Origin of the sequence: Labilibaculum sp., assembly GCF_963664555.1 — a bacterium.
Classification (GTDB): Bacteria; Bacteroidota; Bacteroidia; order Bacteroidales; family Marinifilaceae; genus Labilibaculum.
The window spans coordinates 1,517,185-1,542,283 of sequence record NZ_OY761461.1 but is presented as its reverse complement, the minus strand read 5'-3'; the positions used below and the strand labels follow the sequence as shown (position 1 = coordinate 1,542,283).

Genomic DNA, 25,099 nt, shown 5'->3' with positions numbered 1-25,099 from the left:
CACACTTAAGTGTGAGATAAATAAGGAAATTATTTTAAAAGTATCCTTGATTTTTTTTATTCGCGATTTTAATTTTTAGGGGTGTTCTTAGTCTCACATTGTTCGGCAGCTTCGTTTTTTAGATCAAGCAAAAAAATAAAGTCGGGTTTAGGCGGATAGCCCAATACAAAAAAGAACGACAGATCTGATGCAAAAACTGTAGTTCTGTCGCTTAATTTTACTGAAAAATAATTGATCCGTGCACGCTTAGATTCATATGCTGTAAAAGACTTGCTGCTTCCTGTTTCGCTCAGAGTTAATTCGTCTTAATTCGGAATTTCATAATAAGCAGGATAATCTTCCTTCTTAACCGCCAATTGATCGATCACAATACCTGTTTGATTTACAAGTAACTTTAATTGATGCTTGCCTGCCTTTTTTATTTCAAGCTTGCTCTTAACCGATACAAAGTTCCGCAATACATTTGTTTTCCATTCATTGCTGCGGCCTTTTGTATTTAACGGATAAACTTCAGGCACATTCTCATCTACCTGCACACTTAACTCATGCTTAAAATTGTTTGAATGAGTTGGCAAACATCTAATTTCAATTTCATACACTCCCGGCTGATCAATCTCAAACTCATATTCAACAAAGGGCAATTCTCCTTCAAAAGTATGAATTGATAACGGATAAAGGCTAATTGCATCATTACTGCAGCCTAAACCATCAATGCTTTGCCAGCTATATTCATCTCTCCCGCTGCAATTTGAATAATCCTTTGCCTGAATAAAAACAGGTTTGTTATTTAACTGATACTCTACTGTATCTTCTGCAACTGTTTCGGCACCAAAATCGGGCATTTCAAAAACCGGTAAATTTCGTGGGGCTGCATTCATCATTCCGTCCCATTTCCCCGAAAGCATGCCTTTGTTATAATAATTTGTTAATTTTTCAATTTTGCGGTAAGCATCCTTCGACCTGCTCTCATATATTGCTTTTTCATCTTTATCAGCAATGCAATCGGCCAGTTGTGCATACAAAAACTTGTGATTGATTAAAGCAGCACCTTTAACAGGATATTCAACCAATTGAAAAAAGGCATCCAGCAGATTTGCATTGACGGACTGTTTTACACGATCTACCTTATCAACCAATTGCTGATAATCATCAATTCGCCGCTGTAACTCATTATCATTGGCATCGATACTGAAGACTGACAAATGAGTTTTGGTAGTTGGTTCCGTTTGACTCCAGCCCATGAATTCGGGTTTACGCAAAAATGCCAAACGGTAATATTCCTGCATTACATCGGCAATACTGTCCGCATTTTCAACGCCAAAATCGCGTGCACAATACTCCCTTAAATGATCCTTAACGCCTGATGAATTGATACTGTTGATATCCCAGGCCAAATCAAGAAAAAATTCGGTGTTGTACTCTGCCGGTTTAATGTCACCTACGTTGGCAATCCATATGTTTTGTGCTCCGTTTTGATAGGCACGGGTCATTTCATACCAAATAAGTCCTGGCTGTGTTGTACTCAACCACAAATAATCGTGTGGTCTGCCCCAATAACTTAGGTGATAATACACTCCTGCACCACCAGAGCGTTTTTGTTCTTCCCCGCTGCTCATTCTGCGTATATAACCATAGTTATCATCGCACCACATCAAACTAATATCTTCAGGCACCTGCATTCCTGCATTGTATAAATCCAGAACTTCCTTATAAGGCACCAATACCTGCGGAATCTCTTCCACTGATTTCTCTAAAGTAGTCGCTAACATATCTCTCTGATCCATAATAATAGTATGCATCATTTCAACCATTTCTTCCTGACTCGATGCGCCTTCCATTTTAGAATCATGAATTCCCCTCATGCCCATTGAATACAGACATTCATTGCCCGCATTTTTTGTCTCTTTTACCCGATCCTGCCAATATTTCTGTACATTTTTACTATTGCTGAAATAATTAAACGCCCCGTTCTTTTCTTTGTCCCATTCCCTGACATTATTCCGAAGCATTGGTTCCGCATGGCTAGACCCCAGTACAATATGGTACTTCTCAGCCATTTCTTTATTGCCTTCGGCTGCAAAGAATGGTTTTGTGCAATGATGCATCGCCGGCCAAATGGTATTTGCCTTTAAACGCAGCAACAACTGAAAAATCTTTTCATAAGTTTTAGGCCCGATATCGCCGGTTTCCGGTTCAAATGTTTTTGCCGCCCAAGGCTGAAGTCCCCAGTCTTCATCGTTTAAAAAAATGCCCCTGAATTTCACCGATGGAGATTGCAGAATACCTTCCGAAGGCAAAGTCAGATTTACAACATCCCGTGGCAGCGGTTTTACATCAGCCCACCAATTCCATGGCGAAATACCAATGCGTTCGGCCATATCAAAAATTCCGTAAACCGTTCCCCGGATATCACTTCCAACAATAAATAATTTACCCTCCTTCTGTTTAATTAAAAACTGTTCCCAGACGGTATTCCCATCTCTCTCTTCAATTAATCTTTCCTTTTTTATGAATTCATCAGAATACAAACCAACGATGATCGAATTCCCACCCGTTTCTGTTTCGGGAAGTTCATTCACCTCCTTGATTATTAACTTTTTTCCTATGATACTTTCGATTGACTGAGCAACATCGGTAATTGCCCAGCGAAGTAAGGAATCGCATTCCCTGTTCACATAAATAGTTGTTGTTGAAGAAGAACTTGCAATTGTGCAGGAATCCGTTTTTTTTTGTTGACAGGATAGTACTGAAATCAGCAAAACTACCCCGCATAAAAATTTATTCATAAGGCATAAATTATAGTATCAAAAGATGTTCCGAAGATAATTCTCACCTTATGAATTTACCAGTAAAATTGTACACTAAGCATGTAATTTTAGCTGTCCTTTTTACTTTCCATATTTTGAAGGAGCACAACCGAACTGCGCCTTAAAACACTTACTAAAATAGAATGGATCTTCGATTCCAACCTGCCAGGAAACCTCAGATACATTGTATTTATCTTCAAGAATTAGCTCGGCAGCTCTCTTCATTCTTTTTATTTTAATCAATTCATTAGGCGAATACCCAGTGAGGCCTTTCACCTTTTTATAAAATATAGTTCGGGTTTGTCCTGCCAGTTCTGTAAACTCAGTTACTGTAAAGCTTGGTTCGGAAAGATGCTTATCAATAATTTCATTAATTAAATCGTAAAATGCCTGATCCTTATTTCCCTGACTTAACAATCCTTTCTTCACCTCAACATCAACAGAAAAACGTTTTTTAAGCCTCTCCCGCTGATCGATCAACGAATACACCCTGGATAGTAAATATTTAAAACTAAACGGTTTCATAATGTACTCATCGGCGCCACATTCACTTCCCTGCAGCTTAATGGTATCCGAGGACATGGCAGTCAATAAAATAATTGGAATGTGACTGGTTTCAAAATTGTCTTTTAGCCTTCGGGTTACTTCCAAGCCATCCATCTCCGGCATTTTCACATCACAAATTATCAATGTTGGATTCAATTCAATGGCTTTGTCCAATCCATCTTTGCCATCTGCAGCCAACTCAATATCAAAATGATGCTGTAATTCGTCTTTCAAATACTCCCTAATATCATAATTATCATCGATAACCAATATTTTCCATTGATGCGGATTCACTGGTCTTTGAATAACATGATCTTCATTGTGATCCGCCTGAACCACATCTTTATCACCGGCATCTACAACATCTAAAAATTTAACATCGCTGTACACTTCTTTTTTAGAAGGTAATTCAACCGTAAAAATAGAACCTCCCTCTGGATTTGGGCTGTATTTCACTTTGCCCTTGTGAGTTTCGGTGAATTCTTTAACCAACTCCAAACCAATTCCTGTTCCTTCTGCCGACGTATTCAGCTTCATAAAACGGCCAAAAAGAAACTCTCTTTTTTCCTTGGGAATACCAACTCCTGTATCAATCACACTTATTATACAATTCCCGCTATGAACATCCCTTGCTACCCTGCAGGTAATCTTTCCTTTTGCCGGAGTAAACTTAAAGGCATTGGAAAGAAGGTTAAACAATATTTTCTCAACTTTATTTCTATCAATATAAAAATCCCATTTCCCATTGATCCCTTCGAACTGGTATTCTATATTTTTTTGAAACGCAATTTCTTTAAAAGCATAGTAAGCATTACGGGTAAAATCTGAAATATCAGTCATTTCAAGATTTAGAGTCAATACATTGTTTTGTAGTTTGCGGAATTCCAATAGCTGATCAATCAATCGTGACATTTGAAGCGTATTGCGATTGAGCAGCTTTACATTTTTTGAGACTTCAGCAGGAAGTTCTTTTATATCATTCATTCTTTCAACAGCTCCTTTAATTAATGTAAGCGGCGTTCTGAATTCATGTGATATATTCGTGAAAAAGCGCAGTTTATAATCCGTTAACTGCTTTTCCATTTTAACAGCATTATTAAGCGAACTGATTCTTACTAAAAAACGAATAATTACAAATGCTATTCCCAGAATTATAAGAATGTACAAAGCTATTGCATAATTCGTTCTCCATACAGGAGGTAAAACAGTAATTTGAAAGGTTCTGATCTCATTATTCCATTCACCGTCAGCATTAGCTCCTTTTACCTTAAAAGTATAATTGCCATCAGGCATATTTTTATAAGTAGCCCAATTGTTACTGTTTGGAGAGCTCCAATATTGATCGTAGGGTTCTAAATTATATGAATATTTATTTCTGGAAGGATCCGTTATATCCAAACAGGCAAAATTAAGTGTAAAAGTATTTTGATCATGATTTAATACAATCTCATCCGTAATGCTAATCGATTTCGTAAGAGGCGATTCAGGCTGATCTGTTTCAATACGCTTATCATGTACATAAAAATCGGTTAACTGAACCAACGGAACTGTTTGATTAATAACAATACTTGCAGGATCCAGTACCAGTAAACCGTCTAAAGTACCCCATAACATTTCACCACTTTCTTTCAACAAACAAGAATTCTCGTTGTAAAAATTCCCATAGGTACTGTTTGAAAACTGATAAGTTAAAAAAGTATTCTTTGCCTTTTCAATATGTGCCAAACCACTTTCGGTACTCACCCAAAGAACACTATCCTTACTTTCCATAATAGAAGTAATAATATCTGACGGCAGTCCCTCCTTTTTTGTGTATTTTATGAAAGAACCCTGTTTGTCAGGGCTATCTGCATCAAACAGGTTCAATCCGCCTCCAGCTGTCCCAATCCACAATTCGCCTCTGCTATCTTCAAAAATCGCTTTTATGTCATTACAGTTTAAACCTTCCGGATGCCCTGAATTATAGGTGTAAATTGTATACGCATTCGGATTATTAACAAATTCCTTAGGGTGGAAACTTATCAGTCCTTCGTAACTACCTACCCAAATAAGCCCCTTTTTATCCTGAAATAAACATCTAACAAAACTGATATTTCCTTTGTTACTTAAATAATGATTAAAGCGAAAGGAACCTCTGGATTCCTCTACCAAATCAAGACCACCACCAAAAGATGCGATCCAAATTCTTTTCTCTGAGTCTTGTATGATATCAAATATGGAATTATAACACAAACTATGAGCTTTTCCTTCCTCCCTAACAAAATGGCGCTGCTGTTGATATGACTTTTTATCGTATATATACACCCCATTCCCTTTGGTTCCTACCCAAATGCGTCCTTTATCATCTTCAACTATGGTATACGGGTTGATGTTTTTCTCAATCAGCTCCTTATTTTTTAATTGATCATCATATATGTACAGGCTGCCATTTTTTGTACCCAACCATATCTTATTGTCTGAATCCTTAAAAATGACCTTTACATTGTTACTTGCAACAATAGATTCGGCCTTTTCGGGCTTAATATATTTCACATTGAATTTTTTCTTGCTAACCTTAATAATACCGGCATACTCACTGCCAATCCACAGGTTTCCAAAATGATCTTCATCAATAGATAATAAATAATCCGAAGCCGGGCTGTTTTCTACTTTATCGTACAAATAATTGGTTAATACATCATTCTCCGGATTGTATTGGTACAATCCATTTCCATAAGTGGTTACCCAGTAAATTCCTTCCGAATCAATTAAAATATTGTACCTCCCATCATCAATAACACTGGCAACCTCCGGTGATATCAACTGCATCTCTTTGGTTTTGCCGGTAGTGGGGTTGTAATAAATCATTCGTCCGGAATTGTCATACACCCAAACACCATTTCTGGCATCAACAATTATACGCGGTGCCGTTATAAAGGGATTTGAACTACCTAAAGGATTTTTAGAAAATACCCCGGTATTTATATCCACTTTATACAATCCTTTTTCCAGAGATGAAACAATCAAATAATCTTTATTCAGTTGCGCTATATCCCGAAGAGTACATCGCTCCGAAGATTTAAATGCTTCTAAAAACATATGTTTCTTCAGATCATAACGGCAAATCACATCATCAGACAAAAAGTAAACAATTGAATTTAATTGCATGGCCTTTCGAATAGCGCCAAGATTCTCCTGTTTGTTAAACTCATCTGTATTGCCGGATGAATCCATTTTATTTAATCCCAGATCACTGCCAATCCATACATTATTTAAAGAATCCGCAAACACAAAATTCACTTTATCTTCTGCTAATTTACTTGAATTTGATGCAGAATGAAAAGCTATTACAGGAACTCCTTTCGTATTTTTTTCAATTTTAACGCAACCACTATCGCCCCATAACCAAACCTCCCCTTTTCGGGTTTCCAAATAATCAGTAAATAAAAGTGGTACTATATTTCCTTCGTAATTAAATTCGATAAAACGTTCTAATTTGGGATTGTAGCAATTAAATGAGTTATCATAAGTTTTAATCCATAAAAAACCATCCTTGTCTTCATGAATACTTCGAATTCTTTGATCGGTAAGATTTTTGGGTTTTCCAGATTCTGGTTTGTATGTTATAAACCGGGTTCCATCATACCGCACCAAACCATCCAGAGTACCAACCCACAAAAAGCCCATATTATCAACAACAATGCTTCGGACAGTATTTTGAGGCAATCCGTCCTTGGTACTGATCTGAGTAAATAGCATGGATTCCTGGGCACATAGTATGGAAGAAATAAAAAGAGAAATTGTAAATAATCCAATGAAAATATTTTGCCTTTTATTCATTTTATAATCCCTTAAGAACATACCGTTTTCTTTGATTTAGCAGTAACTGTATAACAAAAATTAAAAATAGACAATTAAATAAAAATACCATCTAAAACGGCATTTTTTACAGGAGTTTGTATGATAATCCATGATTATAATTACCCTTACACTTATCTTGTAATAAATTTTTTACAACTCTATTTTCATGTTCAATTATCATTTCTTCAAACCAATCATCTGTCTTTTAATCCTACTATCCGGATGTTCTGCGAATCAAAAAGACGTTTACTTATTTTCCTATTTCAAAGACAATGGTCAGGATGGGCTTCATCTGGCCTATAGTTACGATGGCCATCATTGGGAAACATTAAAAAATGGCAACTCATTATTAAAACCAGTTATAGGTAAAGATCGCTTAATGCGTGACCCTAGTATTTGTCAAAGTCAGGATGGGATCTTCCATCTTGTTTGGACAACAGGATGGTGGGATCAAGGAATTGGGTATGCTTCTTCAAATGATTTAATTCATTGGTCGGAACAAAAAAACATCCCTGTAATGGAGCATTTAAAAGAAACCAGAAACACCTGGGCTCCCGAAGTATTTTTTGATGATGCATCCCATTTATTTTATATTGTTTGGGCATCGACAATTCCCGGACAATTCCCGGAAATTGAAACCACAAGCAATGAAAAAGGGCTAAATCACCGACTATATTTCACAACTACAACTGATTTTAAAACATTCTCTCCCACATCTCTTTTTTATGATCCTGGCTTTAGTGTTATTGATGGAGCCATTCTTAAAACCGATTCAACCTACATGATGGTTATTAAAAATGAAATGTCGGTTCCTAAAGAGAAAAATTTGCGCATTGTTTTCACAAAAAATATGGCCGATGGATTCCCAACAAAGGTTTCAGATAATATTTCGGGAGACACATGGGTTGAAGGTCCAACTCCATTAAAAATTGGGAAATACATTTATATCTACTTCGATAAATACAGAGACAAAAAATATGGTGCCATACGTTCACTTGATGGAATAAATTGGAAAGATATTTCAGAATCAATTGATTTTCCAAGAGGCATTCGACACGGCACTGCATTTAAAGTATCTGAAAAAACATTGCAAAATCTTCTGGACAATACTTCCAATAAATGAATTCCTGAATACCTACAACTAAAACTCCGTAAAAAATGAAACGATTAGCCTTTAAAATGCACCTCAATGAAGGTCAGAAAGAAGAATATAAAAAACGTCATAGTGAATTATGGCCAGAGCTTAAACAATTACTTAAAGAGGCTGGAATAAATGAATACTCCATTTTTATAGATGAAGAAACAAATACTTTATTTGCATTTCAAAAGCTAAACAGCAACGGAGGCTCTCAAGATTTAGGACAAACCGAAGTGGTAAAAAAATGGTGGAAATTTATGGCTGATATAATGAAAACCAATACTGACAATTCCCCTGTTTCAATCCCTTTAGAGGAAGTATTTTACCTGGAATAAAAACACTCCACAGTCTTAAAATTAGAAAATGAAAACCAAATTGAATATTTAAAATAAGTAATTTCAAAAAAAGTAAACAGAGCTCAAACTGTGATATCCGCCAATAAAAACCACATTTATAGCTATTTCCAAAAAACAATTGATGCCCTGTAAAAATCGCATGACTTCACTAAATCATTTTTCTTATAATATCTTTTGTAATCCGCTATTTTGTTTTACTTTTGTCCCGCACAATTATCCAAACAGATATTACTTGGAGGGATGACAGAGTGGCCGATTGTGCGTGCTTGGAAAGCACGTGTACCGCAAGGTACCGGGGGTTCGAATCCCTCTCTCTCCGCCATGCAAAAATGCAATAGAAGGAAAAGCCTTGTAAACTTAACGTTTACAAGGCTTTCTTCATTTAGTACCAACGCAATTCTACACCTAAAACAGCAATAAAAAGGTGTAGAATTCGGTGTAGATTTGAAAGCTTAATTTTGCTACACCGCGAACAGGTACTAATGCACTGCTATTCACTGTTTTGCTCTCTTCAAAAATCACTCGTTTGCTAGTTTTGACAAATCGTTTTAACACATTCAAAAACTAGTAAAAATGAGACAAACTACTTCTATTTTATTTTTTGCAAGAAAAACTACTCAACTGAAGAATGGAGAATCTCCAATCTTCGTAAGAATTACTGTCGATGGTCAAAGATTGGACATATCTCTTAAAAGAAGTATCGATTCTAATCTATGGGATGCGAATAAAGGAAAGTGTAAAGGCAACTCACTTAAGACAAAGGAAAACAATCGATACATTCATTACATGGATGAAAAACTCTTGAAAATCATTTCTGATCTTGAAATTCAAGAAGAGCTTACTTGTAAAAATATAAAAGCGAGCCTAAATCAGGAAAATGAAGATCTTAGTATTATAAGCATCTTCCAGAAACACAATGAGAGATGTGAAAAACGTATTGGAATAGATATGGCAGAAGGTACACTAGAGCGTTACAGAACCTGTTTGAAACACACTCAGGACTTCATTAAAATACAATACAACTCAAAAGATTTACCTCTCAACAAAATTAACCACCAATTTATTACAGATTTTGAACATTACTTTCGAACAGAACGGAAATGCTCAACCAATACCACATTTAAATACCTGAAGAATTTTAAGAAAATAACGAATTGGGCTCTTGCCAATGAATGGATGAGATCTGATCCTTTTGCAAAGATCAAGTTCAAAATGGAAAAGGTAGATAAAGAGTATTTAGATGATGAAGAATTGAATAAATTGATGGAGAAAAGCTTCGAAATCAAACGTCTTGAAATTATTAAAGATCTCTATCTGTTTTGTTGCTTTACAGGATTAGCTTTTTCAGATGTAAAATCTCTTAGTCAAGAACATATTGTAAAAGGTATAGATGGCAATCAATGGATTAAAAGTAAAAGGCGAAAAACTAAAGTCGAATTTGAAATTCCAATTTTTGATATTCCGAAATCAATTCTTAATAAATACAAAAATGATCCTATTTGTAAGATTCAGCAAAAGCTATTGCCTGTACCCAGCAACCAAAAAATGAATGCCTATTTAAAGGAAATAGCAGACCTATGTGGTATCAATAAAAACTTAAGCACCCATTCAGCCAGACATACATTTGCAACAACTGTTACCTTGGGCAATAACCTCAACATTAAGGCTATTTCGAAGATGATGGGACATACAAATACCCGCATGACAGAAAACTATGCCAGAGCCAGCGAAAAATTAATATCAAACGAGATGAATAAAATTGAAGGAATGTATCAATATGTCTAAGATCAAAAATCCCCGAGCAACATTACTGTTTTTCGGGGATTACAATTAATACTCTTGTATTCTATTCTACTTGTCCGTTTATTGTTTCCATAATTTCTCTGAAACTATTCAAACCCGATTCAATATTTTCAATAATCTCGTTCGCCAAAATATCAGGATCTGGCAGATTATCTAAATCCGTAAGGCTTTTGTCTTTTAACCAGAAGATATCCAAATTGGTTTTATCTCTTGATAGAATATCGGCATACTGGTATTTGCGCCAACGCCCTTCTTGGTTTTCTTCGCTCCAAGTCTCGCTTCGTTTATGTCGATTATCGGGATTATAGCACTTAATAAAGTCAGCTAAATCGGCCATAGTCATTTGCTTTTTCTTAAGCGTATGATGTATGTTGGTGCGATAATCGTAAATCCATACCTCTTTGGTTTGTGCTACTTTGCTTGCTGGCTTATTATCGAAGAACAACACGTTTGCTTTTACGCCATTTGCATAGAACAAGCCAGTTGGCAAACGCAGAATGGTGTGTAAGTCTGTTGTTAGCATCAATTGCTTGCGCACTTCTTCACCTGCTCCACCTTCAAATAACACATTATCGGGAAGAACAACAGCAGCTTCTCCCGTAATTTTTAGCTGCGTTTTTATATGCTGTAAGAAGTTTAATTGTTTGTTGGAAGTGGTTTCCCAAAAATCCTGACGATTATAGCTTAAATCTTCCTTTTCCACTTCGCCTTGTGCGTTGGTAATGGTCATGCTGCTTTTCTTGCCGAAGGGCGGATTAGCCAATACATAATCGTAACGACTACCATCATCGGAAATTAAAGCATCGTTCGATGAAATAAAGCTGTTGCCATCAATCTCGCCGATGTTGTGCAAATACATATTCATTAAACACATACGGCGTGTGTTGGCTACAATCTCGTTTCCGTGAAAAGTATTGTTTTTCAAAAACTCTTTCTCGTCACGATCGAGTTGGTTGTTAGCTACAATCCAATCGTAAGCAGCTAAAAAGAAACCACCTGTTCCACATGCTGGGTCCGAAATAGACTTCATGGGCTTAGGTTGAATACATGCAACCATCGTTTTAATTAAAGCACGAGGCGTAAAATACTGCCCTGCTCCCGACTTGGTATCTTCGGCATTTTTCTCTAACAAGCCTTCGTAAATCTTTCCTTTTATGTCAGCACCCATCATCGACCATTGCTCTTGGTCTATCATGTTAATAACACGCGAAAGCTTGGCAGGGTCTTGAATCTTGTTTTGGCTCTTGGTAAAAATCTGCCCTAACATGCCTTTTTCGGTACTTAAACTACGAAGCAATTGCGAATAGAACGATTCTAATTCTGCCCCTCGTTTGCTCGATAGGGTTTCCCAATCGCAAAGATCACCATCTGTTATCTCATTTCCTTCCACATCTTTTAAGCGTGGAAACTGTAAGCCTTTATTGTATGGTGGTTTGTTTAATTCATCTGTCATTTTTAAGAATAACAGATACGTAATTTGTTCCAGGTAATCGCCATAACCTACCCCATCATCACGCAAAACGCTGGCGAGATTCCATATTTTTGATATTATGCTTGAATCTGTCATTCTATAATAAATTTATTTTCAATATTTTTCTCACTTGACTTATATTCCCAATATTCAAGCTTAATATTTATTAGTTCTCTAATTCTATTAAAATAATCTTTGTCATTGCCCTGAAGTGAAGCAGGGCCAACAATAACCAACTTGGTACATTTAATTTCTGCATCAAGAAAAGCATACTCGAAAATTTGACCAAAAGCTTGTCTGATATTATTTAATGCTGAATTACTTGTTTTTATTTCAAACAATACATAGGTGTCAGACTCTTCCTTAAGTACAACATCTAAAATTGCACCACCTACACGAGTTTTTTCTACAGAAATATTGTTCTCACTATTACCTGCTGTAATTAGATAATCATATAAATCATCAGTTATTTCACCATGTCTTCTTTTTACCTTTGTATTTTTCTTTGAAGTAGATTTTGTATACTCCCCTGTATTTAATGCCTTTCCAGCTTGAAATTTGAATTTAGACTTTTCTTCAAACTCTTTCTGAATTGGTTCAATTAATTCTTCCTTTAAATAATATGCTTGAAACCTATTAAACTCGGCTCCATCAAGAAAGTCAACTGGTATAGGTTGTTGAAATAACTCAGCCATTTCCCATGAAAATTTTACATTGGGAAGCAATTGGTCTTGTCTGAAATGCTCAAAATCGGCATTAACCTCTTTGAGCTCTTCAAGCATGGCAGACTTGTAATTGGAAATTAAGTCCTTTATTTTATTCTCTTCGCCCTTAACACCCTCAATAATTTCAACATTGTAAAGGTTACCTACCAAACATCTTTGTTTATCTTCCCGAATGGTATACAGAGTTATTTGGTCAATAACTTCTACATCCGTAGAAAGATTATTTACACCTCTTATGTAGCCATACTGATACCCATCAATCCGAAACCTTTCGTTTAAAAGCCATTCTTCATGACCGTAGCCATATTGATTTTCATAGGCTATATTTGAATTGTTCTGATTCTTTTCACACCAAGTATGCCCCGAAGGAAATTCCCAATTGTTTGAGTTCCATGTAAGGCGCATTATTCTCTTATCGCTATAGGAAGGGTTTTGCAACCAACATTGGGTTGCTTTCCTTTTTATATGTTCTTTATGCACCCTAACAATTCCCTGCTGCAACTGATATTTAAATATTTCCTTCTGAGGTATTTCATAGAGCTCGACATTGTAATAAGAAATTTTGCCAAAATCACCAACATTAAATTTTGAAAGTGCGCTTACTAATGCTGGTTGTGAGTTAATTGGAATTGGTTTATCAATAATTTTAGCAAGTGCTTTAATGGAATGCCCCTCTCCAAGAAGAACAATATCTCCCACCATATATATTCCATTTGATTGGTGACCAATCACAATGTCTCTGCTCTTAATTTCGTTGTAAAAACTTGGCTGACCTGAACCCCAATTGCATCCAAGTTTCCAAAAGGTGATGTCAGTAAATATTCCTTGTTTATTAACCTCCATAACTATTTCTTTTTCTCCTTTTTAATTTTCTCCAACAATACACTGGCAGGCTCGTAATCTGCCTCTTGTTTGCATTGTTCAATTTCTGCTTTGCTTAATAGCTTGCCCTCAAAGGCTTTTTTAAGAATGCTTTGGCGAAGGGCTTCCGATTTTACTAATGCTTCGCTAATGTTTTGCTCTACCTTATCGCAAACCGATAAGCGGGATTCTATTTCGCGGACGATTTGCTGTTGTTCTTTTAAGGCAGGAAGGGGAATAGGGTAATTTGAAAGTTTTTGACCATTAATATTTGACTGATTTACTCCATCTGTTTTCACATGTGAACCATATACTTTTGCTGGGTGAGAATTTAGAAAGTTATTTAAATAGGAACTACAAAGTAATGAATCAATATGATTAACTCGAATTAAGTACCCTGCAAAGACCGCAGGTCTTTCACCTTTATATTCAACTGTTTTTCCAACATGTTCAGGACTATTTGTCCTATTAAAAAGAACATCACCTTTTTTTAGAATATATTGACTAATTTCATTTTTATCAACTGTATACTTTAAATCAGACCAATCCAATTTTCCACTTTGCATATTACCCATCCTTATCACTGGTATTTCTCCTTCGTCTAAAGATTTTGCACCAGAGCCGTACTCAACACCTGTGGTTAAATTACCTAAGCATAAAACAACCCAATTAGACGGTGAATTAATTCCTAATTCCGTTTCAGGAGAATTAAATTCTTTTATCGAATTTGGTTTTGCAGGTTTCTTCCCCTCCTTACCATTTTCCTCCCAAGTTTTAACCGCTTGTTTCCAATCTTCTAGTTGTTGCTCGTAGTGTTTTTGGCGTTCTTGTTTTATTTGTTCCAAAAGTTCTTCGGCCGTGGGTAGATTAATTTGTGTTTCTCTCCACTCTTTGGTTAACTCCCCCTCAAACGCCTTTTTAAGCACAGCCTGACGGTAAATTTTCAGTTGCTGTTGTGCTTTTTTAAGGTCGGCAATGCCATTGTCTAAATCGGAAAATAGGCTTTCTATTTTAGAGACGATGGTGCGTTGGATGGGAAGGGGGGGGATGCACACGGAATATGCGTAGATTTTTGCCCCTGAAATAACAGGTTGAGCTGTAGAATTTGATAATTTATTGAGATTTTCAAATTGTAACTTCAATCTCATAAACTGTAAATCCAAAAAAGGATGTTTAAAAGACACAACAAGGGCGTTGTCCGTGACCCAAGATTGAGATTTTGTTATATGAGTTACCCCACATCTAACACCGACTCTTCCTATAATAAGTTTTTTTTCATCAAAAAGGAATTCTGAATGGTAGCCAGTAACTCCATTTCCTCCATACACAGGATAACCAGAACCTGACATTTTTTTTGACGTTAAACCACTACCACTTGAAACGTTAAGTATATCACCTAATTCAACTTCTATCCAATCTTCTCTCATTATGCAGCTAATACCTCGTTCAATTCATTCATAATATCATTCATCTCTTTACCAAATAACTGGTACATTCTGCCTCGTCCGCCTTGTGCATCAAAAGGGGTGTAATCTAAGTCATCTATTTCAATATGATAGCTACTTACCACATGGTCTTTAATCATGCGTAGCCATTCCATTTGTTCTGGTGTAAAGCGGTTGTGTTGCCCCGTGTGTTGTTTAAATATCCAGTTTTGAAAATTCTCGTTAATGGTTTTGTCGAAAGGTTTTAGTTCATCGTCGATACCACACACACGGCGAATTAAAGAAACCAAAGCCGTTAATTCGTCTTTGGGCTGTTTGCTTTTTACTTTCTCAACCGCCACGTAAGCGTTCCACACATAATCGGGTGCCAGTAATGGTTTTTCCAATTTCAGCTTTTCCATCACCTCTTTTATCATTTTAAAAGTAATGTTACGACGATTGTAAGGCTGATTATAGAAAATACTCAAGGCTTGAATTTCGTCCTTGTGTTTTACCAGATATTCTGTAAAATCAGTAATGGTTTCGTTTGCTTTTTCGGTGGTAAAGCTGTCCCATTCCGATTTAATCACCGTATCGATATTTATATGGTCGATAATCTGCTCGTGTTCCCGGCGCACATTTTCGATGTATTCGTTCAGTTGTCCATTAAAGGTTCTTGCTGCCTGATGTATTAATTCTTGTTGCGCTTCTTTCTTGAAGTTTTCGATATCGGCAGGGCTTAAATCCGCTTTTGAAACGCCATTCGAGCTGTCTGCACAATGAGCTTCCATTTTTTCCTGTGCTTTCTTATCAATTTCATCTTGATCAAAAGCATTGATGAGCTCTTTTGTAATTTGTTTCAGATTTTTGCCTTTCGAATATTCCAGCAACTTTTGTTTTTCCTTTTCGGTAATCTGCTTTTCCAAACGAATTAAACGGTTTGCCAACGAAAGAAACAAATCTTCATCTTCGTGCCCCATAGTTACCGCGCCCAATAAATCTTTTAATACAATAGTTGGTTTGCGTTCCAGGGGTCGGCTGTCGGTTTTCTTCGATTTTGTTACACCAATTGCATCCACAATTACAAAGTGGGTTTTGCTATTTGCTGTTCGGGTCACCTGCATCAGTTTGTCCTTGTCGATGGTTCGGGTGCCACGTCCTTTCATCTGTTCAAAGTAGTTGACACTTTTCACATCGCGCATAAATAGCAATACCTCTAAAGGTTTTACATCGGTTCCTGTGGCAATCATATCTACCGTAACGGCAATGCGTGGGTAGTAAGAATTACGAAAGCGGTTCAATATCGATTTTGGATCTTCCTCCGTTTTATAAGTTACTTTTTTACAAAAATCGTTGCCCTCGTCGAATTCCTCACGTACAATTTTTATAATATCGTCGGCATGACTATCAGTTTTGGCAAATATGAGTGTTTTAGGTGTTTCGTATTCGCCGTTTTCATCCACACGATTAGGAAATATCTCGGTTTTTAAAGCACGCTTGTATTCTTTAATGATGTTTCTGATTTGACTCGGGTTCACCACCTTTTTATCCAAATCGTTTCGAGAATATTGGGTGTCTTCATCCTCCTGTTGCCAGCGTTTTTGTCGGGTGAGTTTATCGCGGCGGTCAACATACCAACCTGCTTTTATCACTTCTCCTTTTTTCGAAATATCCGTTTCGATACTGTACACATCGTAAGGCACATTCACACCATCGGTAACCGATTGCTCATAGGTGTACTCACTCACCACATTCTCGTTAAAGAAACCAAAAGTTCTTTTATCAGGTGTGGCGGTTAATCCAATCAAGAAGGCATCGAAATAATCCAACACCTGTTTCCAAAGGTTATAAATGGAACGGTGGCATTCGTCAATCACAATAAAGTCGAATTGCTCAATGGGCACTCCATTGGTATATTCAACAGGTATGGCTTTCTTTTTGTTCGCCTGTTGCTTTAGCCAAGTGTTGTCCTCAGGATTGTCCAGTTCTGCACTTTCATCCAGTTCTTCCCCCTTTAAAATAGAATACAGTCTTTGAATGGTGGAAATGCACACATGACTTTCAGATGCGATGTAACTAGATGATAATCGTTGCACATTGTACAATTCAGTAAATTTTCGATTATCATCGGTAGGCTGAAAGGTCATCAATTCCTGTTCTGCCTGTTCGCCAAGATTTTTGGTATCTACTAAAAACAGGATTCGTTTTGCACCGGCATGTTTTAGTAATCGATAGATAAAGGTTGCTGCAGTAAAGGTTTTCCCAGCACCCGTAGCCATTTGAATCAATGCTTTGGGGCGGTTGTTTTTAAATGATGTTTCCAGATTTTCAATAGCAACAATCTGAGCAGGGCGAAGCCCTGTCGGGTCTAAGTTGGGTATATCCTGTAATCTGCTTCGTAAACTTTTATCCTTTTTCAACCATTGGGAAATGGTATCGGGTTTGTGAAAACTAAATACATTTCTCCCTCTTGGTTTTGGGTCGCGGTAATCTGTAAATCGAGTGATAACGCCCGTGCTTTCATAAACAAATGGAAGAGGATCATTATTCAGATACTTTAACTTGGCATCGGCATAGCCTTTTGATTGGTCTTCGACAACGGTTAGGTGCTGTCCTTCCTCTTCTCGTTTCGCCTCTATAATACCAACAGGTTTGTGGTCAACAAATAATACATAGTCTGCTGGCCCAACATTCGTTTGATATTCTCTTACTGCAACACCATTGTTTGCCGATAAATCAACCTTGTTTTTCGATTGCACGAGCCAGTCAGCATCCACCAGCATTTGGTCGATGCGGTCTCTTGCAATCTGTTCAGGGTTTTGGTTGATATTATCTGTCATAAAATTTAATAATTGTTTTATCAATTAGTTGCACAAGATACAGTTTTCAGTTCTGCATCTTGTGTTGTGTAGGCAAAAAGTTGGCTCTTTGGTTTTTTTCATAAATTTGCCTAAATGTAATTAAAAACCCAATGTTCTATTTGTTCGGTTGCTTACCTCAATTGCCTTGAAAGGAAATAAATCCACTTATGTTTGACTAATTATATTATAAAAAGCTTTTAAACTTGCATACAGCGAGATGCGCTATATTTTTATTCATCTTCCCAAATTATCATATCTTCTTCAATCCAATCAGCAGCTCTAATAAATTTAAGTTTTACAGGCATTTGATCTTTTTTAAGATTATATTCATAATAGGTCTCCTCAATTTCATATTCAACAGCTTTAATTAGCTTAAGTTTCTCTTTAGCTGTTTTAGAGACAACTGCAACATTTTCATGTTCATGTTTCCATGCAATACTTGGGTATATGATAAAATCTGTATATGGTGTTGGATCATTTATATTACGAGGTGAAAGTATTTGATCAGAAAAGAAAGCACTATATAGGTACTCATATTTATGATTACTTTGTATTTCATCATCTTTTACAAACTCCGAAGCTAAAAAACCTAAAACTAAATCCATTATTTCAGCAAACAATGGATGATTTACTTTCATTGTGTTTTTAAATGCATTTGTAGCTTTTTCAACACCTTCATTAATAACGGAAGAATTTGAAATAGGATAGGAATTAAAAGGATTACCGGTAATATTTTGCCAAGTTGATATAATAATCCGTTCACCAACTTGAGGCTTTGTTTCTCTTAATGCAACATTTTCATAAAAGGATGCATAAAGTACAGTTCTGTCAGGAGAATTAGCTCTATTGTATACATTTTGTCTTTTTACTAATTCAAGAGGTGGAAATCCTAAGAATTTTGGATTTCTAACCTTCCTTTTTTCAATAAAATCATCTTTAATAATTGAGACCCTAAAAAGAAAATCGAAATGAATATCGTTAGAAATAGTCATGAAAAAATTAAAAACAACTTTAATATATTCCTTTAATTCTATGACTTGTTCGTCTGTTATAATTGACAAATCAATTCCTTTTAATTTTGGAAAAACTGATTTATAGAATTCTATAGATTCTTGTAATGTTGTTTTTTCATCTTCTGACAATTCTACTTCAGCAATACACTTAAGTATTGCCTTTTGTTCCGTTGTCATTTCTCCTTTATATTTCTTACTATCAGGTATTTTCGGCAAATTAAAAATCATATATTATGAGTTAAATGATGTAATGTCTCTTTCTAACGAAAAATATTCAACAAATATATTTGTTATTAGCTTAAGAAATCAATGTCGTGGTTTCGATTATCTTGAATTTCAGGTAATGTCAATCTGTCAAATAACCTAACCCAACTCGCTTAGATTCTTATATTTCTTCATTTTTTATGACAACTACCAAAATAAATGACCATCAAGTTTTACTTTTTAAACAGTCTGACGGTCTTGCTAAGTCTCTTGGGTGCTTTCAATGAGTTGCCTTATCAAACCTCAAGTAAGTAAGCCGACTAAATTTATATTTTGAGCAAGTCAAATTTACAAGGCTTGCTGGTGTTTAATAATTGCGCTAAACTTTCAAACTGCTCATCAACGCCCATGAAATTTACTTTTTTGTGGCTGTTTCACAACTCTAAAATTAAAGGAAAACATATAATAAGCTATTTCCACAAAAAATTAACTGTTTGATTTCCAGGCATAGCATTTTTTACAAATAGCAAAAAAACAGCTAATCATTCAATTTATTGGGTTGTGCAACGGTTACTTTTGTTGGCAACCGTTTTTAGTTTCTTTTCCAATTCCATTCCCCAGTATTTATCTTCTCTGGACTCTTATTTGAATGTCCCATCCAACGACCTTTTATCTCTTTGGAGTCTAATATTCGTAACTCAAATGCACCGTAATACCCCAGTTCATTCGTCTTATCACCCCATTTTCCGATAATATTATTACCCCTGATTTCTCCAAAGATGAAATATAACTCGTCATTCTTGATTCTATATTCAGCATAACAATATTTTCCAAATTGCTTTAAATGAAGTTCGCTCTGTCTAGTTTCCTCGGAAACATAATTTTCACTTACAGTATTATCCCACAATTGAATCCATTTTCCTGAAACTTTAAATGGTTTAGTTCTAAATAAAAATCGAACAGGAATCCAGTGGAAATACTTAACTAATTTAAGAGCTAAGTTCAAATCCAACATTGTCTTAAATATTATTCCTAAAACAAATGGTATTAATGGAGTCAATAATTGAGGTTCGATATTTATTTTCATTCTTGAATCATTTTTTTATTAGATTTTTGTGTATTTATTAATGGATGCCAACTTCTAAATAAAGACAATCGGCTTTATTCCGTTTATATTAAAATAGTATGTATTTATAGCGCAGTAATGTACACATATTATGATGGTAATCTTAATCATCATTTATAAAACAAGACTAAAAATCTTGCTAAAGTATTAATTCTAAACTAGAATTAATACTGTCAAATCTGCAACTTACTTTACACACATAAAATTAATTTTAAAGGGTTATTATCTAGTTTAATCAGATAAATTAACTAGTTATCGAGATAATGTAACTGGTTATTTAAATAGAAGAACTGGTTAATAAACCAGTTAAATAACTGGTTTATTTCAGCAATGATAGTCGCTACTACTTTTGACAGGTAGGAATTTCCTATTTTAAAAGCTTTCGCGTTTTCTTCTTATCAAAAATTCACTTTTTAGAAAGGTGTTGTATCCGAATTCCATGGCATTTAGCAAATGTCTTAGGAAAACTCATTATTGTGCACTAATATTCATATCTAATCTTCTAGTTTATCATGAACAGTTTCGATTATAGATAGAAACTTATTCACTTTTTCTTTTAATCCTTCCTCATCAATTTCAACTGCGAAATTTTTCTCTGTATAAATATTCAACTGTTTATAATTCCAATAAAATCTGATTCCTGGAAGAGTTTCATTAATTCTATTTTTATTGATTCTTTCAACTCCCTTATAGTATTGATTATTGCTAAATTCAAAATCTATTCTTCCATTAACAAGTAAGTTGATTCCCTTCCATGGAAAATCATTAATTCGTATATAATCGTTTAAAATGACTTCATGATTTTTATACTTTTCTGATAAAATCTCTTTCAAACTTGGTAAATGGAAGTTCCAATGTTCAGCATAATCAGGGTCAAGCTTCATTTTATTATTAGTTGAATTTCCTTGATCACTAAAGGCTTTTTTCACCTCTGATGAATTACGGATTGAATCAATTTCTTTTAGAGTATCATTATAAATCTCTAAATCCATATCTTTTTCGATCAACAACCCCATTTCACGATTGTTTCTTTCTGAAAATTCATATAAATTCATCGAAGTAATAATCATTGAATCTTCATTGTGATAACATTTTGCATGTAAATTCTCACAAAAATAGATTTCAATATTTTTAAAAGAAAAAAGATTCTTCTTCTCCTGAGGTGCTAACTCATTTTTACCATAAATTAAAGTTATTCGAACACCTTCCTTATCTGCATCCGATAATCTTTCAATTAAATTCCTACTTAACTTTAAATAGGGTGTAATTAATGTCAATGTGCTTTTTGAATTTATAATAATCTGCTCTATATAATATGAATTACCTACTGTAGTTAAAAATTTTGCCATTTTTCCTTCTCTATTAATCTAGGTTTTGTTTATTAATTACTAAACTAAATTTCAATAATTAACGAATTTAAGAACAATATTCAATAATTAATATTGTCAAGTTTGCCAATTTAATATTCACCTCATTTTTATTTGAAACCAGACCTTTTAAATATGTATTAACTTGATAGTATAACTGATTGTTTAAATAGTTGTCCTGTCAAAAATAGTAGTTCCAAAACAAATCATTTTAGTGGATATTCCCATTTTACTAATTAAATCAACCAACACAGAGAATAAAAAACTAATAATAGAGCAATCAGAAAGGTGTTTTAAACAGGTCTTAGCCCGGTTATTTATCTAGATAACCAGATCATCCAGATAGCAAAACAAATTATCTTAATGGAAACTCCCATTTTACCAGCAAAATCAGCTAACACAGAGAACCAAAAACTAATAATAGAGCAATAATAAAGGGGTTTTAAACAGGTCTTAGCCCGGTTTTTTATCTAGATAAATGATCATCCAGACAGAAAAACAAATTATCTTAATGGAAACTCCCATTTTACCAGCAAAATCAGCTAACACAGAGAACCAAAAACTAATAATAGTGCAATCAGAAAGGTGTTTTAAACAGGTCTTAGCCCGGTTTTTTATCTAGATAAATGATCATCCAGACAGAAAAACAAATTATCTTAATGGAAACTCCCATTTTACCAGCAAAATCAGTCAATACAGAGAATCAAAACCTAATCATTGAGCAATAATAAAGGGGTTTTAAGCAGGGCTTATCCCAGTCTTAGCCCGGTTTCTTACCTAGATAACTCGATTATCCAGTTAGTAAAACAAATTGACATAGTGGAAACTCTCATTTTGCCAATAAAATCAGTCAATACAGAGTATAAAATCGAATCATTGAGCAATGGTAAAGGGGTTTTAAGTATAATTAAACCTGTCTTAGCACGGTTTTTTATCTAGATAAATGATCATCCAGACAGAAAAACAAATCAATACAGTGTAAACTCCCATTTCACCAGTAAAATCAGCCTACACAGAGAATAAAAATCGAATCAGTAAGCAATGATAAAGGTGTTTTAAGCAGGGCTTATACCGGTCTTAGCCCGGTTTACGTATCTAGATAACCTGATCATCCATATTCTCAAATTTAAGAAAAATTGTGTTTTCTTCTTACCCTCTTACCCAACTTCCACAACTCACTCATTTGCAAAGCTTCTGGTAGGGTAAGATAAGTTTACTCTTCTTACCCAAAATCCATTTTTGAGAAAAACTGCAAGCATCCTCTTACCCAAGGGTAAGAGGAAAACTCACACCTTACCCTATGTAAAATACTGATTACTCATCGTTTAAACAGTCAGGGTAAGAGGGTAAGAAGAAAACGTGAAAAAACTAAATTTTTGAATCCAGATAATAACCATAAACTCCATTTAGTTTCTTCTTGGGAATATCAATCTGTTTTAAAGCTTTACCAATTTTCACAACATTCAGATAGTTAATATTCAACATCTGGCTAAGTTTCGTCTTGATATCGGTTGCAGTCCGAAACGAATTAGGATCTTCTGTTTCATCATGTGTAAAGTGTTTTTGAATTAACTGTCTTTCTTCCGATAGAATTTGAAATGCCTGATTTCTGCTTTCATTCTCGTTAATCTCGTCCAATGATAAATTACAGTCAAACTTGGTTTTCACAAGATGGTAAGCCTGAGCATAGACCAAATCAATATCAATCTTCTTCGAATATTCCCAATCTATTTTTTCAATCTCAAAACACAGCCAGCGAACAGATCCTGTTTCATCCATCAGAAACTCCATTTCATTGGTGGAACCAATAAAACTACATCTTCTGGGAATCACCGAAGCCTTTCGTTCATAGGGTAACCTATCGTTGATCTTTTCCTTTGAAAAGAGTGCCTTTAGACTATTGATATCTCTTCGTGAAAGGGTTGCCAATTCATCCAGATTGATCAGGATATTTGTTGCCAGAGCAATACGGCTGTCTTTATCAATCGATATGTTCTCGGAGATATAATCCCCCAAAGTTGGCGGACATAGAAACCTACAGAAAGTTGATTTCCCGCTGTTCTGCTTATCGTGAACAAATATTAAAGCTTGCTTGTTAAAAAATCTAGGATCAATTGCTGTTTTGATAACCCGAACCATCCACTTGCGAAAATGTAATTCAAAAGAAGCTTGATCGTTGGTGTGAACATATGAAGCTAGATTTCCGATATGATCAATCCCATCCCACTCCGGAAGATTGGAAAAATAACTTTCGAATGGATTGTAATCGGGTACAAAATCCGATTTTAAAAGAGCCAAAAGGTTTGCAATACTGATATTGATACCTTCTTTCTGCAATTCTATATAAAGTGAATTTTCACATAGTATCCGCCATTTAGAAGCTTCTTTCTTTCGAATCTCTATGTCAAGACTGATAATGTTATTTCTAAGCAAATAACGTTCATTCAGATATTCCTCTGTTAAGCTGAACTTATTTGCAATTGTTTTCTTAGGAGCTATTTCACTCTTCTTCTCAGTATTTTCAGTTGTCATATCCTGTTTTTTATCAGTACACCATGAGTTTTAGCTATCCAAAAAAGAGTTGCAAGAGTTATACCTCCACCCCTGCTTTTCAAACAATTTGAATATTGTTTATCGCACTTCTCACGATTATAATCAGGATTCAAACGGCTTATTCTGTGAAAGTAATTACGTCCTGTTTCTCCTAAGGACTCTGAAAGGCTAAACCCAATATTCCTCCAAGTTTCATAACCTTGAGTGATATCTATACTACATGATTCAATCAATTGTGTTAATTGTTCAACATTTGTGAGCAAGTCACCAACAATCGTAGTTGTTGGTGATTTGCAACGGACAGTTCGTGGTTTGTTGTTCGCCTCTAACCATGCATGTGGATTAAATGCCTTTTTCATGACTCAAATAGTTAGGGTTTATATAAACCTGAGGATCATATGGCAGAAAGCATGCACGTGCAAGGTCTTTTCCCGAAGCATCAACTTCTATTCGATAAGTTTGTTTCAAGTAATTGCTCACAGCCTTAAAATAGTTCTTGTGATCCATCAAGCTGATATCGATAGCAATCACCCATTTTAATCCATCACCCGATGGAGAACGGAACAAAAGAACCGTTTCCAAGCTCTCATCAGCTAGTAAGCTCTTTTTAACTCCATCCACATCCGGCAAATGATCAAAGTCCAACACCATCAAGCCTGAATGATGTTGAAAATATTTCTCACTCCTTTTAGTAAATACCCCTGAGAAACAGACATAGTTGAACTGGCTTGCTTTAAAGGCTCTGGCTTCTTCAATATCTTTGATTTGTCGTAAGGTCTGAGTTCGTTCAATATTCCAATGTCCTTTTATTAGCGTATAAGCATCTAGAACATTAATTGTCCTGTATGGCTTGGTATTAGATATGGGCTTTTTAAAGAAGCTAAACTCAGGTAACTTTATTTTCATCTGGTTATCTAGATATTCAGTATCTAGATAACCGTTTATTTTACCACTTAAATTTGGTGTCATATTATTTCATTTTTTAGAAAGATTAGGGCATAGTT

15 protein-coding genes and 1 tRNA gene are annotated in these 25,099 nt (G+C 35.2%); 4 read left to right on the top strand and 12 right to left on the bottom strand.

All coding sequences use genetic code 11. The annotated features are described in order from the left end of the window. Positions 1–305: 305 nt before the first annotated feature. Both ACKU4N_RS06200 and ACKU4N_RS06195 read right to left on the bottom strand, forming a co-directional pair. On the bottom strand, positions 306–2,786 hold the full coding sequence (locus tag ACKU4N_RS06200; protein ID WP_321321648.1) for a glycosyl hydrolase 115 family protein: 2,481 nt from the start codon (positions 2,784–2,786) through the stop codon (positions 306–308). A gap of 102 nt (positions 2,787–2,888) precedes the next feature. Beyond that, positions 2,889–7,172, bottom strand: a complete 4,284-nt coding sequence (locus ACKU4N_RS06195; RefSeq protein ID WP_321321646.1) for a hybrid sensor histidine kinase/response regulator — start codon at positions 7,170–7,172, stop codon at positions 2,889–2,891. Between the two features lie 187 nt (positions 7,173–7,359). On the opposite strand from ACKU4N_RS06195, the gene ACKU4N_RS06190 reads away from it, so the two are divergent. The 4 genes from ACKU4N_RS06190 (at position 7,360) to ACKU4N_RS06175 (ending at position 10,472) form a co-directional block, all read left to right on the top strand. Then, positions 7,360–8,316, top strand: coding sequence for a glycoside hydrolase family 43 protein (locus tag ACKU4N_RS06190; protein ID WP_321321644.1), 957 nt, complete (start codon positions 7,360–7,362; stop codon positions 8,314–8,316). Between the two features lie 35 nt (positions 8,317–8,351). Then, positions 8,352–8,666 carry an L-rhamnose mutarotase gene (gene rhaM, locus ACKU4N_RS06185; protein WP_321321642.1) on the top strand — a complete coding sequence of 105 codons (315 nt, stop codon included), beginning with the start codon at positions 8,352–8,354 and terminating at the stop codon, positions 8,664–8,666. 255 nt (positions 8,667–8,921) lie between these two features. Further along, positions 8,922–9,009: transfer RNA gene (locus tag ACKU4N_RS06180), tRNA-Ser, on the top strand. Positions 9,010–9,260: 251 nt separating this feature from the next. Beyond that, a complete protein-coding gene (locus ACKU4N_RS06175) occupies positions 9,261–10,472 on the top strand; it encodes a site-specific integrase (protein ID WP_321321641.1) in 1,212 nt (403 codons plus the stop codon). A 61-nt stretch (positions 10,473–10,533) separates the two neighbouring features. On the opposite strand, the gene ACKU4N_RS06170 is transcribed toward ACKU4N_RS06175, so the two are convergent. The 10 genes from ACKU4N_RS06170 to ACKU4N_RS06125 all read right to left on the bottom strand — a co-directional run bounded on the left by ACKU4N_RS06170 (position 10,534) and on the right by ACKU4N_RS06125 (position 25,064). After that, complete coding sequence (locus ACKU4N_RS06170; RefSeq protein ID WP_321321640.1) at positions 10,534–12,057, bottom strand: class I SAM-dependent DNA methyltransferase; 1,524 nt, start codon at positions 12,055–12,057, stop codon at positions 10,534–10,536. After that, positions 12,054–13,529 carry a hypothetical protein gene (locus ACKU4N_RS06165; protein ID WP_321321638.1) on the bottom strand — a complete coding sequence of 492 codons (1,476 nt, stop codon included), beginning with the start codon at positions 13,527–13,529 and terminating at the stop codon, positions 12,054–12,056. The genes ACKU4N_RS06170 and ACKU4N_RS06165 overlap by 4 nt, the downstream gene beginning before the upstream one ends. A 2-nt stretch (positions 13,530–13,531) precedes the next feature. Continuing rightward, complete coding sequence (locus ACKU4N_RS06160) at positions 13,532–14,974, bottom strand: restriction endonuclease subunit S (protein WP_321321636.1); 1,443 nt, start codon at positions 14,972–14,974, stop codon at positions 13,532–13,534. After that, positions 14,974–17,811 carry a type I restriction endonuclease subunit R gene (locus tag ACKU4N_RS06155; RefSeq protein ID WP_321321634.1) on the bottom strand — a complete coding sequence of 946 codons (2,838 nt, stop codon included), beginning with the start codon at positions 17,809–17,811 and terminating at the stop codon, positions 14,974–14,976. Before ACKU4N_RS06155 ends, ACKU4N_RS06160 begins: the two co-directional genes overlap by 1 nt. Before the next feature lie 251 nt (positions 17,812–18,062). Further along, complete coding sequence (locus ACKU4N_RS06150; RefSeq protein ID WP_321321632.1) at positions 18,063–19,073, bottom strand: RES domain-containing protein; 1,011 nt, start codon at positions 19,071–19,073, stop codon at positions 18,063–18,065. Between the two features lie 568 nt (positions 19,074–19,641). Further along, entirely contained in the window at positions 19,642–20,136 is a 495-nt protein-coding gene (locus ACKU4N_RS06145) for a hypothetical protein (protein ID WP_321321630.1), read from the bottom strand. Between the two features lie 533 nt (positions 20,137–20,669). Next, entirely contained in the window at positions 20,670–21,524 is an 855-nt protein-coding gene (locus ACKU4N_RS06140) for a phospholipase D family protein (protein WP_321321629.1), read from the bottom strand. A 1,386-nt stretch (positions 21,525–22,910) separates the two neighbouring features. Further along, positions 22,911–24,074 carry a VapE domain-containing protein gene (locus ACKU4N_RS06135; RefSeq protein ID WP_321321627.1) on the bottom strand — a complete coding sequence of 388 codons (1,164 nt, stop codon included), beginning with the start codon at positions 24,072–24,074 and terminating at the stop codon, positions 22,911–22,913. Next, positions 24,071–24,454 carry a PriCT-2 domain-containing protein gene (locus tag ACKU4N_RS06130; RefSeq protein WP_321321624.1) on the bottom strand — a complete coding sequence of 128 codons (384 nt, stop codon included), beginning with the start codon at positions 24,452–24,454 and terminating at the stop codon, positions 24,071–24,073. The genes ACKU4N_RS06135 and ACKU4N_RS06130 overlap by 4 nt, the downstream gene beginning before the upstream one ends. Continuing rightward, a complete protein-coding gene (locus tag ACKU4N_RS06125) occupies positions 24,438–25,064 on the bottom strand; it encodes a BT4734/BF3469 family protein (protein ID WP_321321621.1) in 627 nt (208 codons plus the stop codon). Before ACKU4N_RS06125 ends, ACKU4N_RS06130 begins: the two co-directional genes overlap by 17 nt. Positions 25,065–25,099: the final 35 nt, after the last annotated feature.